Origin of the sequence: Arthrobacter sp. S2(2024), from assembly GCF_036662515.1 — a bacterium.
Classification (GTDB): Bacteria; Actinomycetota; Actinomycetes; order Actinomycetales; family Micrococcaceae; genus Arthrobacter.
Genome location: NZ_JAYKZI010000001.1, coordinates 15,792 through 31,822 on the forward strand (window position 1 = coordinate 15,792; position 16,031 = coordinate 31,822).

Sequence of the window (16,031 nt, forward strand, 5' to 3'; positions counted from 1 at the left end):
TTTCACCACCTTACTTCAGGCATCATTGCTTGTATGAGCAACCCGGAAATCGAAGAAATCCCCATCCGCGACGACATGATCCGACTCGGCCAGCTCCTGAAGCTCGCCAACCTGGTGGAGGACGGCGTGGAAGCCACGGAACTCATCAAGAACGGCCTGGTCAAAGTCAACGGCGAGATCGACGATCGGCGCGGCCGCCAACTCCATGTCGGCGATACGGTGACCGTCAACGGACAGACGGTGCGGATCGCGGCCGCTTCCTAGGGCAACGCGGGGTCACTTACGGCCCAAAACGTACCTCGGGATCGGCCGTAAGTGACCCCGCGTTGCTACGAGAGGACCTTGTGCTCCAGGAATTCGCCAACGTGGCCGATTTCCTGCTGGTTGATGCCGTGCCACATGCCTGTGTAGAGCACCTTGGTCAGATCCGTGTGCTTTCGGACCCAGTCCATGGTGTATTCGATCTTGTCCGGGGTGATAACAGGATCCTGCTGGTCCCGTCCCCAGAAGAGCGGCACGGAACCGTCCAGTTCGGCGTCGCGGAATGCGGGGTCCGCATCGGCGTCGACGGCGAAGCCTGAAAGCCCGACGACGGCGGCAAAGTCCGCCGGGCGCTGCCGCAACAGCGAGGTGGCCATGGCCATGCCCATGGAAAAGCCGAGAAGCGTCACCGAGCTGTGGTTGGACTTGAAGGAGTCCAACCAGGAAAACACGTACTCCGCGGCGTCCTTGACGGCGTCGAGGGAATAGTCGATGGACGCCGTGAGCGGGAACCACGTGAAGCCCGGGCCCGTCGCGATCGGCGCACGGAGCGAAGCGACGACGAAGTCCTGGGGCAACAAGCCTGCAAGGCTGAAGAGGTCCTGCTCGTTGGACCCGTAACCGTGCAACAGGACCAGCAATGGCTTCCCAGCCCGCTCCTCCTCTTCGTGGGACCACAAAACGACCGGGGCAGGAAAGGCGGAAGCTTGACTCATGGGACTATTCTTGCAGTTACCCATGAGTAACAAGCTACGGGCGCGTGGCGTTGCAGCAAGAGGCAGGATATGGACGTGAGTGACATTGATCCCACGGTGGGACCAAAGCCGGACGAACGGATTCATCCATGGACCCGCTACGTGGCATTGGGTGATTCCTTTACCGAAGGGATCGGCGACCCCGAGCCCAACAACCCCGGGGGACATCGTGGCTGGGCCGACCGCGTAGCCGAGGAACTGAGCCGGGGGCACCGGGATTTCGCCTACGCCAACCTGGCCATCCGCGGGCGGTTGCTCCAGCAGATCCTCGACGAACAACTTGGCCCGTGCATGGACCTCAAGCCGGACCTCGTGAGCATCTCCGCAGGCGGCAACGACCTCATCCGTCCCGGCGGCGATCCCGACGCCTTGGCCGAGAAACTCGATGCCGCAGTGCAGACCCTGAGTTCCGACGGCGCCACCGTGGTTCTCTTCAACGGTCCGGACACCGCGTCATCGGTCCTCGGCCGGATCCGCGGCAAAGTGGCCATCTACAACGAAAACCTCCGCACGGTGGCCGCCCGCCACGATGCCGTGATCGCCGATATGTGGTCCCTGCGGCAACTCTCCAACTCCCAGATGTGGGACGAAGACCGCCTGCACTTCTCGCCGCTCGGCCATCACACCGTCGCGGCGATGGTCCTCGATTCGCTCAACGTGCCGCACAACCTCGAGCCGCTGTTCCCCAAGCCACTCCCCCAGCGGAGTTGGCGCGAGGCCCGCTCGGGCGACCTCGTATGGGCACGGGAGTATTTTGTCCCGTGGGTCATCCGTCGGATCCGGCACCGCTCCTCCGGCGACGGCATCCTGCCGAAACGCCCGACGCCGGGACCCGTCTTCGGTCCTGCCGACACCATCCTGCCCCGGAGCTGAACCGGACCCCTGTGGGTCACAGGAAGCGGGGCTAAGCTGGTGAAAGACTAGGGAGGCCCTCCACCGTGAACAATGTGATCTTCTGGATCATCGTCTGCTCCTGGCTGATTCCCATGGGGATCCGCATGTACAACCGATCGCGCCAGCGCAGGCTCCGGGACTTCCCTCCGCAGGATTACCCCGGGCAGCCCTATCCTCCACAGCACTACCCCGTCGGATACCCGGAGCAACCCCCGGTCATCTTCCCGGCTGAGCCGCAACCCCCGGTGGGAATGCCCGCACCTCAGGCCGCTCCGCCGTCGTCGGCTACTCCGCAAGCGAACAGCGCGCCCCAGCCGGACAGCGCGCCGCAAGGCTACCGGGCACGGAAACTGGCCGAACTCGACCAGGAGTACAGCGACGGGAAAATTGCCATGGAGGACTACATGAAGCTCCGCCAGGAGATCATGAACGGCTGATTCAGCCGAAGAACGCCTCCCGCAGCTGGGGGCCGAGCTGGCCGATCTCGGTGAGGAAACCGTCGTGCCCGATGGGCGCCTCGATCACATGAACGGGGACTTCTCCGGGCAAGGCCTTGGCCAGCTCGTGCGATTGTTCCGGGAAATAGAGCCGGTCCGAGTCCACCGAGGCAACGAAGAACTTCGCCGTGGCCACGGACAACGCGTCCTCCAACGAGCCCCGGCCGCGAGTGATGTCGTGGCTCATGAGCGCCTCGGTGATGGCGATGTAGCTGTTGGCGTCGAAGCGCTGGACCAGCTTGCGTCCCTGGTGGTCGAGGTAGCTCTCCACCTGGTAGCGGCCACGGTCCCCTAAGGCCGCAGCCTGTAGGGGTGCCTCGCCGCCTTGGGCGTTCCTGCCGAAGCGGAAGTCCAGTTCATCCGCCGAACGGTAGGTGATGTGGGCGATCCGCCGAGCGAGGGCCAGCCCCGCCTCGGGCGCTGCCTGGCCATAGTAGTCGCCGCCCTTGAAGTCGGCGTCCTGCCGGATGGCGAGCGTCTGGGCCTGCGCGAACGCAATCTGTTCGGCAGTGCTGTACGCCCCGATCGAAATCACGGCACATCGCTTGACGCGGTCCGGATAGCTGATGGCCCATTCCAGTGCGCGGGCACCGCCCATGGACCCGCCCACCACGGTGTGCCAGCTGTGGATCCCCAAGGCGTCGGCCAGCCGGGCTTCGGCTACAGTGCTGTCCCGCAGGGTGACGAGCGGGAAGCGGGAGCCCCACGGCTTGCCGTCGGGAGCGCTCGACGACGGCCCGGTGCTGCCGTAGCAGCCTCCCACGATGTTGACGGAGACCACGAAGTAGCGGTCCGTGTCGATGGTGGCGCCGGGACCAACGAGTTGCTCCCACCAGCCTTCTTCGTCGCTCTCGCCACGGGCCACATGGGTGCTGCCGGTCAGTGCATGCTCCACGAGGACGGCGTTGGAAGCGTCGGCGTTGAGCCGGCCCCAGGTCTCGTACGCAAGGACGACCTCAGGGAGGAAACCCCCGGCCTCCAGTTCGAGCCCTCCTACGGAAACATACTTGAGGGTTCCGTCCTGGGTACCTGAAAGGGGTATGGCTGTTGCAGCAATTGTCATTCGTCGACACCTCACATCGCGCTTGCCCGCCGCCAACACAGCGAAGGGCCAGGTCTTCACCCGGGGCACCCCGCCGCGAAAGGAGGGTTGCCGGCCAGCAAGCCGGGGCTGTCGCTGGCACTCATGACCTATGGGAAGAGTCTAGGAAAACCGGACCCCTTCTGACGAAGATTATGACAGCTTTGTGACACTTGGCCGCGTTTTGTTCACGAAGCCGGGGTTGTGGATGTCTGAAATTGAAGAGACGGGTGATGCCTGTGTGACTGGAGATAGAATTGGGCGCAGCAGTCTGCATCCTTCGGATGTCTCCGCCGCCACTGTGCGTCACAGGAAGATTGAAGCTCGTGAAAAAGCCATCCGGCGTCGTTCCAATAGCCCTGTTCTTGCTGGTATCAGGTTTCACCGTGGGAGTGCCGCTGCCGGCGCACGCCGACACGACTCCGGCAGCAGGCGAAGACAGATACGTGGTCCACTACGCCGAAGGCACCGACGTTGACGGGAAGACCGCGGAGCTGCGCTCGCAGGGAGTCTCGGTGGACAAGACGTTCACGCATGCCGTGAAGGCCGCGGTCGTCACGGCGACGCCAGCGAAGGCCGCTGCGTTGGCGAAGTCGAGCCACGTGGCATCGGTCGAGCGGGACACCCCGGTACGGATTTCGGACACCCAAGCGCCGGCACCCTGGAACCTCGACCGGACCGATCAGCGCACCCTCCCTTTGTCCGGGAGCTACACCCCGCCTTCGAGCGGCGCCGGGGTTCAGGTCTACATTGTGGACAACGGGGTGCTTGGCACCCATGTGGACTTCGGCGGTCGGGTGACCGCGGGGTGGAGTGCCTTCTCGGGGCAGCCCGCCAATGCCCCCTGCACCGATCCGGCAATGCCCGACGCCGGCCACGGGACGCACGTAGCAGGCATCACGGCCGGCAGCACCTACGGCATGGCCAAGTCGGCAACCATCGTGCCGGTGCGGGTCCTTGGTTGCGACGGTACGGGATACTCCTCCGACGTCATAGCCGGCCTCGATTGGATGGTCCAGCAGCACCAGCCCGGCCAACCCGCCGTCGCCAACCTCAGCCTCTCCGGACCTGCGAACCAGAGCCTGGACGACGCTGTCCAGGGCGCGATCAATAGCGGCATTACCGTCACCTTGGCGGCCGGCAATTCCAGCACGGACGCGTGCACGCTGTCCCCCAGCCGCGTGGCTGCCGCGATCACGGTGGCCGCGAGCGACAGCTTCGACCGGCAGGCATCGTTCTCCAACTACGGTCCCTGCGTCGACCTGTACGCACCAGGAGTCCAGATCACCTCGGATTGGCAGACGTCAAATACCGCAACGGCTGTCCTGAATGGAACCTCGATGGCCTCTCCGCATGCGGCAGGAGCGGCCGCGATGCTCCTCGCCATGCATCCCTCGTGGAGCCCCGCGCAGGTCTCGGCAACGTTGACCGTCGGCGCAACAGCCGGAATAGTCCAGTCGACCGGAAACTGCATGCCTAACCGGCTGCTGTACGTCAGCCCGTCGCTCTTTTCGCCGTCGCAAGACCCGTTGGGCGGATTTGCGGCTACAACCCCCTGCAGGCAGCTTGACACGCGGGACGGGACCGGTGGCGTCAACGGGCCGGTCGCCCCCGGACAGACGATCAGCGTCAAGGTTGCGGGACGCGGCGGCCTCCCGGCGACCGGAGTTTCCGCTGTCGCAATGAACATCACGGTGGCCAACCCGACGTCGAACGGCTTCATCACCGCGTACGCCGGCGGAACAAATCGTCCGGCGACCTCGAACCTGAATTTTGCCCCAGGGCAGATCGTCCCGAATTTCGCGATCACGCCGGTGGGGTCCGATGGCACGATTTCCTTCACGAACAGCTCCAACGGCACGGTCCAGCTCATCGCCGACATCACCGGTTACTCCCTCACGCCTGGCGCGTCGCCCGCTCCCGGGACGTTCTCCGCCCAGGCCCCGTTCCGGCAGTTGGATACCCGTGACGGCACCGGTGGCGTCGGCGGACCCGTTGCCCCCGGACAGACCATCAACGTCAAAGTCACAGGCCGCGGCGGTATTCCCTCTTCCGGTGTTTCCGCCGTCGCGATGAACATCACGGTGGCCAATCCCTCGTCGTTCGGCTTCATCACCGCCTACGCTGGAGGGACTCCGCGACCGAACGCCTCGAACGTGAACTACGCGGCGGGACAGATCGTTCCGAATTTCGCCATTACGCCGGTCGCTCCCGACGGGACGATTTCATTCACGAACACCTCCGGCGGAACCGTCCAGATCATCGCCGATACCTCGGGCTATTACCTTGCGGGCACACCGTCAACCGCCGGGGCGTTTTCCGCGCAGGCCCCGTTCCGCCAATTGGATACCCGTAACGGCACCGGCGGGATCAACGGACCTGTTGCCCCCGGACAGACCATCAACGTCAAGGTCGCGGGACAGGGTGGCATTCCAGCGTCCGGTGTTTCCGCTGTCGCGATGAACATCACCGTGGCCAACCCGACGTCGTTCGGGTTCATCACCGCCTACGCCGGAGGAAGCCCGCAGCCGAGCACCTCGAACGTGAACTACGCGACGGGACAGATCATCCCGAACTTCGCCATTACGCCCGTTGCTCCGGACGGTACGATTTCCTTCACCAACAACTCCAACGGCACAGTGCAGCTCATAGCCGACACTTCCGGGTACTACATCGCGGGCTAACCGCGAGATGGGGCGCCCACCGGAGTGGGCGACCCATCACGGAACGAACCGGCGGCTGGCCTAGCTGCCCTTGGCCGCCCGGAATCCTGACTCGAGGTCCGCGAGGATGTCGTCGATGTGCTCGATCCCGACGGACAGCCGCACCAGTCCCGGGCTCACGCCGGCCACGGCCTGCTGTTCAGCCGTCAGCTGGCTGTGCGTCGTGGACGCGGGGTGGATGACCAGGGAACGGACGTCGCCGATGTTTGCCACATGGGAATGCAGCTCCAGGGCGTCCACGAAGCGCTTGCCGGCGTCGATCCCGCCCCGGATGGTGAAGGACACCACGGCGCCGGTTCCCCGTGGCCCGTACTTCCGTCCTCGTTCGAACCACGGGCTGGATGGCAGCCCCGCATACGCGACCGATTCGACGTCGTCGCGCCCTTCGAGCCATTGCGCCACTTTGGTGGCGTTGTCCACGTGGCGTTCCACCCGCAGGCTGAGGGTTTCGATTCCTTGGGAGATCAGGAAAGCGTTGAACGGTGAAACTGCCGAGCCGAGGTCGCGCAAAAGCTGGACCCGGGCCTTGAGGATGTAGGAGAGGTTCGCGCCGAGGGCACCGTCCTTGCCGAGGTCGCGGGCATAGACCAGGCCGTTGTAGCTCGGGTCCGGGGTGTTGAAGTTGGGGAACCGCTCGGGGTCCTTGCCGAAATCGAAGTTGCCGGAGTCCACGATGACACCGGCAATGGCGGATCCGTGCCCGCCCAGGTATTTGGTGGCCGAATGCACCACGATGTCAGCGCCCCACTCGATGGGCCGGATCAGGTAGGGCGTGGCGAGGGTGTTGTCCACGACGAGCGGGACTCCAGCCTCGTGCGCGGCGCGGGAGACGCCTTCGATGTCCAAAACGTCCTGGCGGGGGTTGGAGACGACTTCGGCGAAGAACAGCTTGGTGTTTGGCTGCACGGCCTCGCGCCAGTGGTCGAGGTTGTCCGGGTCCTCGACGAAGGTGACCGAAATTCCGAATTTCTTCAGCGTGTGGGCCAGCAGGTTGTAGGTACCGCCGTAGAGGCTCGGGCTGGCCACCACGTGGTCGCCGGCCTCGGCGACGTTGAGGATGGCGAACGTTTCCGCGGCCTGGCCGGAGCTCAGCAGGAGCGCAGCCAAGCCGCCTTCCAGGCTCGCTATGCGCTGTTCCACCGCATCCTGCGTGGGATTGCCGATCCGGGTGTAGATGGGCGCCAGCTCGGCGAGCGCAAAGCGGTTGGCAGCGCTTTCCGCGCTGGGAAACACGAACGAGGTGGTCTGGTAGATGGGGAGTGCCCGGGCTCCGGTGGCGGAGTCCGGCTCCTGGCCGGCGTGGATCTGGCGCGTTTCGAATGACCAGCCTTGGGACATGCGGACTCCTGGTTGTCTGGGCTCGTGCCGTGCTTCAGCTTGCCGGGCCGAAGTATTCAGCCTGCCGGTGTTCGGTTGCCGCCAGTCTAGGGATGGTGTTGCGGGCTCCGGAAGCTTTGTGACGAACACAGTAGTTTTCGGTCCCGGCGCGTCCTGAAGTGACTCTGAGCTGCCTTTTCGATACATCCCACCTTGGTTAGGCTTGACTTAGCTGAGAGCTCCATCACAAAGTGCCAAGATGAAGCCATGCGCATGGATCACGTCTCTTACGCTTGTGAACGAGATGGCCTTTTGGCCACCACCGAGCGGATTTCCGCAGCATTGGGAGTGGACGCAGTCCGGGGCGGAGTGCACCCGCGCTTCGGTACCCGGAACATGATCATTCCCCTTGCTGACCACAAATACCTGGAAGTTGTCGAGGTCCTTGACCACCCGGCATCCGACAAGGCACCTTTTGGACAAGCCGTCCGTGCACGCTCCGCCGCGGGAGGTGGTTGGATGGGCTGGTGCGTCGCTGTGGACGACCTGAGCCCGTTCGAACAGCGGCTTGGACGCGCCGCCGTTCCTGGCAACCGCAAGTTCCCGGACGGCCGCGAACTCGTCTGGTCGCAAATCGGCATCCTGGGGCTCATCGCCGATCCCCAGGTTCCCTACTTGCTGCGGTGGGAGGGCGACCCTGCACTTCACCCGTCCCTCGTCTACCCAAGCGACGTCAAGATGTCCAGCCTCACCATCGCCGGCTCCGCGGAGCGTGTCACCGAGTGGCTAGGGGAACCCGTGGAGAAGCCTCTCGAGGACGTTGCAGTCCAATGGATGGCTCCGCACGGAACGCCGGGAATCATGTCGGTAACGTTCGAAACCGCCAACGGAGCCGTCACCATCTGACGGACCATCGGGCCAGGAGTGCCCGGGAAAAACTTCGGCCGCCATATGCGGGTGCCAATGACGTCACCCCGCAGTGGCGGCCGAAACCTTTTAACGCGCTTCAGCCCAGCCCGATTGCCTTGCCGAAGACGCTGAAGCCGACGAACGCCACGATGTCCAGGAGAGCATGGGCCACCACCAGCGGCATGACCCTCTTGGTCTTGGTGTAGATCCAGCCGAACACGAGGCCCATGACGGCATTGCCGATGAAGGGCCCGAAGCCTTGGTACAGGTGGTAGCTGCCGCGAAGGAGCGCGCTGAGCACAATCGCCAGCGTGGTGCTCCACCCGAACTTCCCGAACCGGTCCAGGAGGTAGCCCACCACGATGACTTCTTCGACGACCGCGTGCCGCACCGCGGAGAGGACCAGGACGGGCACTGTCCACCAGTAGGAGTCCAGGCCGCTGGGGATGATCGCCGTCGTAATCCCGAGGGCGCGGCCGGCCGCGTAGAGGCCCAGCGACGGGATCCCGATCAGCGCGGCGAGGCCCAGTCCTTGCAACGCGTCACGGCCCGGGCGGGCGAAGTTGAAGCCCAGCCGGGTGAAGCCCGAGGGACTCTCCGCGGTTTGGCGGTGCAAGGACAGGAAGTAGAACACCAACACCACCGGGACCAGGGCAAACGCGATGTCCAGCAGCTGGTAGGTGAGATCGAAGTACTCGCGCGTGCTCTGCGAGCGGTTGAGCGTGGACGTCGCATGGGCCAAAGGCCCTTGGGTCATCTTGTCCAACAACTGCACCACGGAGTACACGGCCGATTGGCCCAGGGACAGGCCAAGGACGATCAGTACTTCGGCGCGCAACCGGCGCGTTGAGGCTAGGAGCATGCTCCTATCTTGCCTTCATTTGCCTGAGGTTTCCCCTGAGGCGGGTCCACCAGTGTCCGCCTGCGCGGGCCGGGCCACTCCTGAGCCTATGCTTGGTGGGATGAGCGCGCCAGCACGAATCTTCATGATCCGGCACGGCCAGTCCGCCGCCAACGCCGACACTTCCATCTACAACCGTGTGCCCGATTACCGCATCCCGTTGACGGAGCTTGGCGTAGAGCAGGCACGGGCTGCGGGTGAGGCGCTGCGCAGGAAGCTCGACGGCGAACCCGTATGCGTTTACGTCTCTCCGTACCTTCGGGCCTACCAGACCCTCGAGGCACTGAATCTGGGCAGCCTCACGGAAAGGGTCATCGAGGAGCCCCGGCTGCGCGAACAGGACTGGGCCAACTTCCAGATCGCCGGAGACATCGGGGACCAGAAGGAGCTCCGCAACCTCTACGGGCATTTCTTCTACCGGTTCCGCGAGGGCGAATCAGGCTCCGATGTGTACGACCGGATTTCGTCCTTCATGGAAACCCTGTACCGGCATTGGGAAAAACCCGACTACGCGCCCAACACCCTGCTGGTGACCCATGGCCTCACCATGCGGCTCTTCTGCATGCGGTGGTTCCACTGGTCGGTGGAGTACTTCGAATCGCTCAACAACCCGGGCAACGCGGAGCTACGGACACTGATCCGCAACGACCAGGACAAGTATGATCTGGACACGCCGTTCAGCCAGTGGGTGCAGCGCAGCACCGATGAAACCGTGCTGAACGCTCCCCCGATGGTCTTCTGACGGGCACTTATCGAAGCTAGTCGTCCTTGGCCACGATCACTTCGGTGCCGCTTGCTTCAAACGCAGCCTTGTCTTCTGCCGTGATGCCCGAATCGGTGATGAGCCGCCGGAAGTCGTACCCGGCCATTGCCGCGAAGGCACGCTTGCCGATCTTCGTGGAATCGGCCAGGACATAGGAGTCGGTGGCACGCCGGGCCATGACGGTATTCACCATGGCTTCTCCCTCGTCGGTGATGGTGGGCCCGATCTTGGGATCGACGCCGTTGACCCCGATGAAGGCGATGTCCAAGGCAACCTTCTGCATGATGACATCGGTGTAGGGCCCCACAAGTTCGTAGGAACGCGGGTTCAGGATGCCGCCGGTGACCATGATCTTGATGTTGGGGCGCACGGCAAGCTGGGCTGCGATGTTGATGGCGTTGGTGACCACCGTCAGCATGGGCCGGTTGGAGGGCGCGTTCAGGTCTTCGCGGGTGGAAAGCACCTGGGCCAAAGCCGTGTTGGTGGTGCCGCCGCTGAGTCCGATCACGGCCCCGGGCATGATGAGCTCCGAAGCGGCCAAGGCAATCTGCTGCTTGGCCTCGGCGTGGTCATCCCTGTTGTAGCGCCCGGGAAGTTCGTACGCCACGGATCCCGTGGTCGCACCCCCGCGGGTTCGGCTCAGGAGCCGCTGCTTGGCGAGGCTGTCCAGGTCACGGCGGGCCGTCGCCGGCGAGACGGCCAAGCGGGTCACGATATCCTCGACCTCAACATGCCCTGACTCGGCGAGGAGATCAAGGATGGCTGTCAGTCGATCGTTGCGGGTCATCACGAACCTTCCGGAAATTGGGACTAGTTCACTTTCGCGAACAGCGTCAGCAGACGTGCGGTTTCCAACACCAGGGCGTCACGTCCGGCCTTGATGTACTTGCGGGAGTCCACCACGGAAGGGTTGGCATCCAGGTACTCACGGACGGCGCGGGTGAAGAACCCGTTCAAGTGTGTGGATACGTTGATCTTAGTCATACCGGCCCGGATTGCCGCCACCAGCGTTTCATCTGCTACGCCGGAGGACCCGTGCAGGACGAGCGGCAGCCGGACGGCTTCCTTGAGCCGGGTGATCAGGGCCAGGTCCAGGGCTGCGCTGCGTTCGGTCATGGCGTGCGAGGAACCAACGGCGACGGCGAGGGCGTCGACGCCGGTGGCTTCCACGAAGGAACGGGCTTCGGCCGGATCGGTGCGGACTCCCGGGGCATGGGCACCGTCCTTGCCTCCCACCTTCCCGAGCTCGGCCTCGACGTAGACCCCGTGGTCCTGGGCGTAGGTGGCGACCCGACGCGTGACTTCGACGTTCGCGTCGTACGGCAAGTGCGCGCCGTCGTACATGACGGACCCGAAGCCGAGGTCGACAGCCTGCAGGGCAAGTTCTTCGGATTCGGCGTGGTCCAGGTGCAGGGCCACGGGCACCGAAGAGTCCCGGGCGATGGACATGGCACCCCGGGCGATCGGTACGAGTCCGCCGTGGAAACGGACACAGTTCTCCGAGATCTGCAGGATCAACGGAACACCAGCCGACTCCGCCCCGGCTACCAGGCCTTCCGCGGTTTCGAGGTGGATGACATTGAAGGCGCCCTGTCCGATTCGGTTGGCCGTGGCGGTGTCCATGAGTTCCCGTGTACTGACGAGCGTCACAGGGTCTCCTTCCAGCTGAGAATGAGTTGGTCTTCGAGGTCCGCGTAGAGCGGCGAGATCTCGCCGGCGGCCGGCATGAGCACCGCGGCGGCGGACCAGGCTGTTGCCCGGCGGAGGATCGTGGGGATGTCGGTGATGCCGTCGGCGAGCGCGACGGCGGCCGCCGCCACTCCGGCGTCGCCGGCTCCTGTGGGGTTGCCGCTGAGTGGTTCCGGGAGCCGGGCGGCCCAGTACCCTCCGGGGGCGGCATGGTGGAACGCGAGCATGCCGTCGGCGCCGGCACTGACCAGGACCGTCTTGGCCCCGAGCCCGATCAAACGCTCCGCTGCTACGTCCAGGTTGCTTTCCCCTGTTGCTTCGAGGAGCTCGTGGTTGTTGGGCTTGAGGAGGTCCGCCCCGGCGCGTGCGGCGGCGATGATCCCGGGACCGGAGGTATCGACGACGGCGGGAATCCCGGCGTCGTGCGCCAGGCGCACCAGCGCCGGGTAGAAGTCGGCCGGCGCGCCGGGCGGCAGGCTCCCGGATCCGACAAGCACTCCCGCGCTTTGACCGTCCAGGGCGTCGACGACGGCGGCGGCCAGCGCCTGCCATTCTGACGGTTGGAGTGGACTGCCCTCTTCATTGAAGATGGACGTTTCGCCGCCCACCGTATCGACGAGGGCGATGCTGCGCCGAGTGTTCGCGGCGACTGGAACCAGGCGATGCGGCACGCCGCTGCTGAGGAGTTCGGCAGCGAATTCGGCACCCGCCGTGCCGCCGCAGGGCGCGAGTGCCAGCACGGGATGGCCCAGCTGGTGCGCCACGCGCGCAACGTTGAGGCCTTTTCCGCCTGCGCGGCTGAGGGGCGCGGCAACACGATGGCTTGCTCCGGGGGTGATCCCGGCGACGTGGTAGCTCAGGTCGATGGCCGGATTGGGCGTGACGGTGATGACCCGTTTCATGGCCTGGTTCATCGGCTGGTTCATCGCCCCGTCCCCGTGCCGGAGGCGGCCTTCGCAGCCGGGAGCAGCGCCCGGGCCCTCATGGCGGCGCCAAGCAAACCCGCATCCTGGCCCAGTTGGGCGCGCATGATGATGGGCCGGCGTTGGAAATCGAGCAGCTCATCGAGGCGGGAACGCAGTGGCTGCAGGAGTCCTTCTCCGGCTTCGGCAAGCCCGCCTCCCACCACCACTGCCTCGGTGCCGATGATGCTGACGCATTGGCTAAGGCTGAAAGCGAGGGCGTCCACGGCGTCGGCCCAGATCCGGGCCGCAAGGGCATCGCCGGCTGTGGCCCGTTCGAGGACTTCGCGGGCACCGGCGCGCTGAGTGCCGGCTTTGTCGCTGTAACGCCGGGCGATCGCTCCGGCGGAGCCGACGGCCTCGAGGATCGTGTGGCCCGGACCGTCGGGGTCCGGAACGAGGGCGTGCCCCAGTTCCCCGGCGAAGCCGCCTGCGCGTACCGGGTACCCGTCGGAGATGACAGCGGCGGCGATCCCGGTGCCGACCACCATCACCACGACGTTGCGAAAATCCCGGGCCGCTCCGAAACGGAATTCGGCTTCGGCGGCCGTGCTGACATCGTGCCCGAAGGAGACCGGCAGTCCGAGGCGTTGCGCGGCCTTTTCCCCAAAGGGAAAGTTCCGCCAGCCCAGGTTCGCCGAATAGATCCCCACTCCGGTGTCGGAGTCCACGATTCCCGGGACCACAATGCATGCTGCCTTCGCCGGGTGGGCGGGGAATTCAGCGGCAAATTCCGAGGCCAATGCCTCAACGGCGTCCAGGATCGCCTCGCCCGGCCGCAAAGGATCATGCGGCGTAGCCCTGCGGCGTAAACCCAGGACATTCCCGGCTGTGTCGACAAGGCCTGCCTTCAGATCGGTCCCTCCGACATCGAAGGCCAGGACTGCGGATTCAGCGGCTCCGAGAACCATGGGATTGCCTAGGCCGTGGCGTTCAGGACAACAGAGCGCGTGAGGTTGCGCGGGAGGTCGGGGTTGAGGCCGCGCACGCGTGCCCGCTCCAGGGTGACCTTGTGGACCCGTGCCAGCTCGGCGAGCGGGTGCTTGCCGGTGTTGACGTAGAGGGCGCCGGTGCGGCCCATGTCGGCGTCCAAGCCCTCGGGCTGCGGGCCGAAGATCCACGTCACCCGGCCAGGGGCGGCGATGGAAATGGGACCGTGCCGGTATTCCATTGCCGGATAGGATTCGGTCCAGCCCTGAACTGCTTCGCGCATCTTGAGGCCTGCTTCGTGGGCCAGGCCAACGGTCCAGCCGGTACCGAGGAAGGTGAACTGTTCGGCGTCGAGCAACTCCTGGGAAACGGGCTCGGCCACTGCCGGACGGGCGTCCTCGATTGCCGTGCCGAGTTCGATGCCCAGGCTCGTCAGGAGGTACACGAGGGCGGTCGTGGCGAAGCGGGTCTGGACCACCGATTTCTCGTCCGCGTAGGGAAGGCCGATCACGGCGTCCGCCAGGGTGGTGATGGGTGAATTCACGTCGCCGATCACCGCGATAGTGCGGACTTTTCCACGCAAGGCTTCCAGGAGCTCAAGCACCTCCGTGGTGGTGCCGGAGCGGGTAATGGCGATGACGGCGTCGTACTGGCGGCCCGCGCTGTTGTGATTGAGGAAGGCTTCGGACGCTGCGAACGCGTCGGTGACGCCCTTGCCTGCGGCTTCGCGGGCGGCGGCATAGCTTTGCGCCATGAACCATGAGGTACCGCAACCGACGACGGCGATCCGCTCGCCGTCGACGGGAAGCAGGTGCTCCGCTTTGGATTGCTCGACGGCCCGCTGCCAGACCTCGGGCTGCGAAACAAGCTCTTCTTCCATGAAGGCCCCGAGGGTGTTGTTACTCATCGCACTTACCATTCCTGTCCGCGCTACTTCGACGCGCTCTTCAACACTCAACCATTTGACGTTTTATGATCCATATAAACACTAAACGATCATATTCAATCGCACAAGGATCGTGCGGCACCTCGGACACGCCCAAGCAAAAGCAGGGCCCCTCCATCTGGAGAGGCCCTGCCTGTGCTGCGAAAGCTGTAGGGAGACGCGTTGCGGAGGCGCCGCTAGACAGCGCGGACGCCCGCCCGCCACACGGCGAAAGTCAGCGGGATTCCGGGCCGGTACGCCAGATGGGTCGCCGACGGCGCCTTGAGCATGTGCAGGTCGGCGCGGTGCCCGACGGCGATCGAACCCACCGCCCGTTCGCCGTCGACGTCAACGCCCGACTCCCTGCCGAGCGCGAGCGCACCGCCGTACGTGGCCGCCCGGACAGCTTCATGGACGCTTAGGTGCATCTGCAGCACCGCCGTGGTGACGCAGAAGGCGATGGAGCTCGTGTAGGAGGTGCCGGGGTTGCAGTTCGCGGCCAAGGCAATCTGCACCCCAGCGTCGATCAGTGCCCGGCCCGGGGCGAGCGGCTGGCGGGTGGAGAGATCGCAAGCAGGCAGGCAAGTGGCAACCGTGCCGCGCGTGCCCGTTCCGGTGGAGGCATCCCAGCCGCTCCAGGTCCCGGCGAGCGCCCCGATGTCTGCCGCCGAGAGGTAGTTGACGTGGTCGACGCTGGCCGCACCGAACTCCACGGCCAACTGCACGCCAGGTCCTTCACCCAGTTGGTTGCCGTGGACGCGCAGGCCCAGGCCCGCGTCGCGGCACGCGGTCAGGACGCGGCGCGACTGCTCTTCGGTGAAAGCGCCGCGCTCGCAGAAGACATCGGCCCACTTCACGTACGGCCGGACGGCGTCGAGCATCGGACCGCAGACGAGGTCCGTGTATTCCTCGGCGTCGGCTCCGGCCGGGACCAAGTGCGCGCCGAGGTAGGTGACTTCATCCACGGTCGCTGCCGCGATGCGTGCACTCCGGGCCTCGTTCTCAAGGTCCAGTCCGTAGCCAGTCTTGCTCTCGAGGTAGGTGGTGCCCTGGGAAACGGCTTCTGCCACGCGCCCGGCAGCGAGCCGGGTCAGTTCCTCGTCGCTCGCTGCGCGCGTGGCGCCCGTGGTGACGGCGATGCCGCCGGCGCTGTAGCTCTGGCCGGCCATCCTGGCCTCGAATTCGGCGGTCCGGTCCCCGGCGAAAATCAGATGCGAGTGCGAGTCAACCCACCCCGGGAGCACGGCGCGGCCTTCCGCGTCCACGTGCCCATCAGCCGACGGAGCCTCCGACGCCGGACCGATCCAGGCAATCCGCTCACCCTCGATTACTACGGCGGCATCCTTGAGGACGCGATGCTCCGCGTCCTGGGTCATCAGTTCGCCGATGTTGCTGATCAGTGTGCTCGTCTGCCCGCTCATGAA

General features: G+C 65.2%; 16 protein-coding genes and 1 riboswitch. Of the genes, 6 read left to right on the forward strand and 10 right to left on the reverse strand.

All coding sequences use genetic code 11. The annotated features are described in order from the left end of the window. Positions 1-33 precede the first annotated feature (33 nt). Complete coding sequence (locus VLA65_RS00070) at positions 34-264, forward strand: RNA-binding S4 domain-containing protein (protein WP_059387868.1); 231 nt, start codon at positions 34-36, stop codon at positions 262-264. A 65-nt stretch (positions 265-329) separates the two neighbouring features. Here the strand turns inward: VLA65_RS00070 and VLA65_RS00075 are convergent, their stop codons facing one another. Further along, complete coding sequence (locus VLA65_RS00075) at positions 330-977, reverse strand: alpha/beta hydrolase (protein ID WP_059387869.1); 648 nt, start codon at positions 975-977, stop codon at positions 330-332. Between the two features lie 69 nt (positions 978-1,046). On the opposite strand from VLA65_RS00075, the gene VLA65_RS00080 reads away from it, so the two are divergent. Both VLA65_RS00080 and VLA65_RS00085 read left to right on the forward strand, forming a co-directional pair. Beyond that, positions 1,047-1,889 carry an SGNH/GDSL hydrolase family protein gene (locus VLA65_RS00080; RefSeq protein WP_284989746.1) on the forward strand — a complete coding sequence of 281 codons (843 nt, stop codon included), beginning with the start codon at positions 1,047-1,049 and terminating at the stop codon, positions 1,887-1,889. Positions 1,890-1,954: 65 nt separating this feature from the next. Continuing rightward, positions 1,955-2,347 (forward strand): hypothetical protein, encoded by a 393-nt coding sequence (locus tag VLA65_RS00085; RefSeq protein ID WP_306961359.1) that lies wholly within the window; start codon positions 1,955-1,957, stop codon positions 2,345-2,347. A gap of 1 nt (position 2,348) precedes the next feature. Here VLA65_RS00085 and metX read toward each other — a convergent pair whose 3' ends face one another. Then, positions 2,349-3,470, reverse strand: a complete 1,122-nt coding sequence (metX, locus tag VLA65_RS00090; RefSeq protein ID WP_332601455.1) for a homoserine O-acetyltransferase MetX — start codon at positions 3,468-3,470, stop codon at positions 2,349-2,351. A gap of 13 nt (positions 3,471-3,483) precedes the next feature. After that, positions 3,484-3,599: riboswitch (SAM riboswitch) on the reverse strand. A 215-nt stretch (positions 3,600-3,814) separates the two neighbouring features. Between metX and VLA65_RS00095 the strand changes: the two genes are divergently transcribed. Then, positions 3,815-6,172 (forward strand): S8 family peptidase, encoded by a 2,358-nt coding sequence (locus tag VLA65_RS00095; RefSeq protein WP_332601456.1) that lies wholly within the window; start codon positions 3,815-3,817, stop codon positions 6,170-6,172. A gap of 60 nt (positions 6,173-6,232) precedes the next feature. Here the strand turns inward: VLA65_RS00095 and VLA65_RS00100 are convergent, their stop codons facing one another. Beyond that, positions 6,233-7,549 carry a bifunctional o-acetylhomoserine/o-acetylserine sulfhydrylase gene (locus tag VLA65_RS00100; RefSeq protein WP_332601457.1) on the reverse strand — a complete coding sequence of 439 codons (1,317 nt, stop codon included), beginning with the start codon at positions 7,547-7,549 and terminating at the stop codon, positions 6,233-6,235. 246 nt (positions 7,550-7,795) lie between these two features. Between VLA65_RS00100 and VLA65_RS00105 the strand changes: the two genes are divergently transcribed. Then, a complete protein-coding gene (locus tag VLA65_RS00105) occupies positions 7,796-8,434 on the forward strand; it encodes a VOC family protein (RefSeq protein ID WP_028266517.1) in 639 nt (212 codons plus the stop codon). 100 nt (positions 8,435-8,534) lie between these two features. Here the strand turns inward: VLA65_RS00105 and VLA65_RS00110 are convergent, their stop codons facing one another. Further along, complete coding sequence (locus tag VLA65_RS00110; RefSeq protein WP_284989751.1) at positions 8,535-9,299, reverse strand: CPBP family intramembrane glutamic endopeptidase; 765 nt, start codon at positions 9,297-9,299, stop codon at positions 8,535-8,537. Positions 9,300-9,399: 100 nt separating this feature from the next. Here VLA65_RS00110 and VLA65_RS00115 point away from each other — a divergent pair, with 100 nt between their 5' ends. Beyond that, positions 9,400-10,080 carry a histidine phosphatase family protein gene (locus tag VLA65_RS00115; protein WP_059387874.1) on the forward strand — a complete coding sequence of 227 codons (681 nt, stop codon included), beginning with the start codon at positions 9,400-9,402 and terminating at the stop codon, positions 10,078-10,080. Positions 10,081-10,096: 16 nt separating this feature from the next. On the opposite strand, the gene VLA65_RS00120 is transcribed toward VLA65_RS00115, so the two are convergent. The 6 genes from VLA65_RS00120 to hutI form a co-directional block, all read right to left on the reverse strand. Next, positions 10,097-10,888 carry a DeoR/GlpR family DNA-binding transcription regulator gene (locus tag VLA65_RS00120; protein ID WP_059387875.1) on the reverse strand — a complete coding sequence of 264 codons (792 nt, stop codon included), beginning with the start codon at positions 10,886-10,888 and terminating at the stop codon, positions 10,097-10,099. 23 nt (positions 10,889-10,911) lie between these two features. Further along, positions 10,912-11,751: a class II fructose-bisphosphate aldolase gene (locus VLA65_RS00125; protein WP_332601458.1), complete on the reverse strand. Its 840-nt coding sequence runs from the start codon at positions 11,749-11,751 to the stop codon at positions 10,912-10,914. Next, positions 11,748-12,716 carry a 1-phosphofructokinase family hexose kinase gene (locus VLA65_RS00130; RefSeq protein WP_442880119.1) on the reverse strand — a complete coding sequence of 323 codons (969 nt, stop codon included), beginning with the start codon at positions 12,714-12,716 and terminating at the stop codon, positions 11,748-11,750. Before VLA65_RS00130 ends, VLA65_RS00125 begins: the two co-directional genes overlap by 4 nt. After that, positions 12,713-13,663, reverse strand: coding sequence for an ROK family protein (locus VLA65_RS00135; protein ID WP_332601459.1), 951 nt, complete (start codon positions 13,661-13,663; stop codon positions 12,713-12,715). Before VLA65_RS00135 ends, VLA65_RS00130 begins: the two co-directional genes overlap by 4 nt. An 8-nt stretch (positions 13,664-13,671) precedes the next feature. Then, entirely contained in the window at positions 13,672-14,589 is a 918-nt protein-coding gene (locus VLA65_RS00140; RefSeq protein WP_332601460.1) for an SIS domain-containing protein, read from the reverse strand. Positions 14,590-14,804: 215 nt separating this feature from the next. Further along, a complete protein-coding gene (gene hutI / locus VLA65_RS00145; protein WP_332601461.1) occupies positions 14,805-16,028 on the reverse strand; it encodes an imidazolonepropionase in 1,224 nt (407 codons plus the stop codon). Positions 16,029-16,031 lie beyond the last annotated feature (3 nt).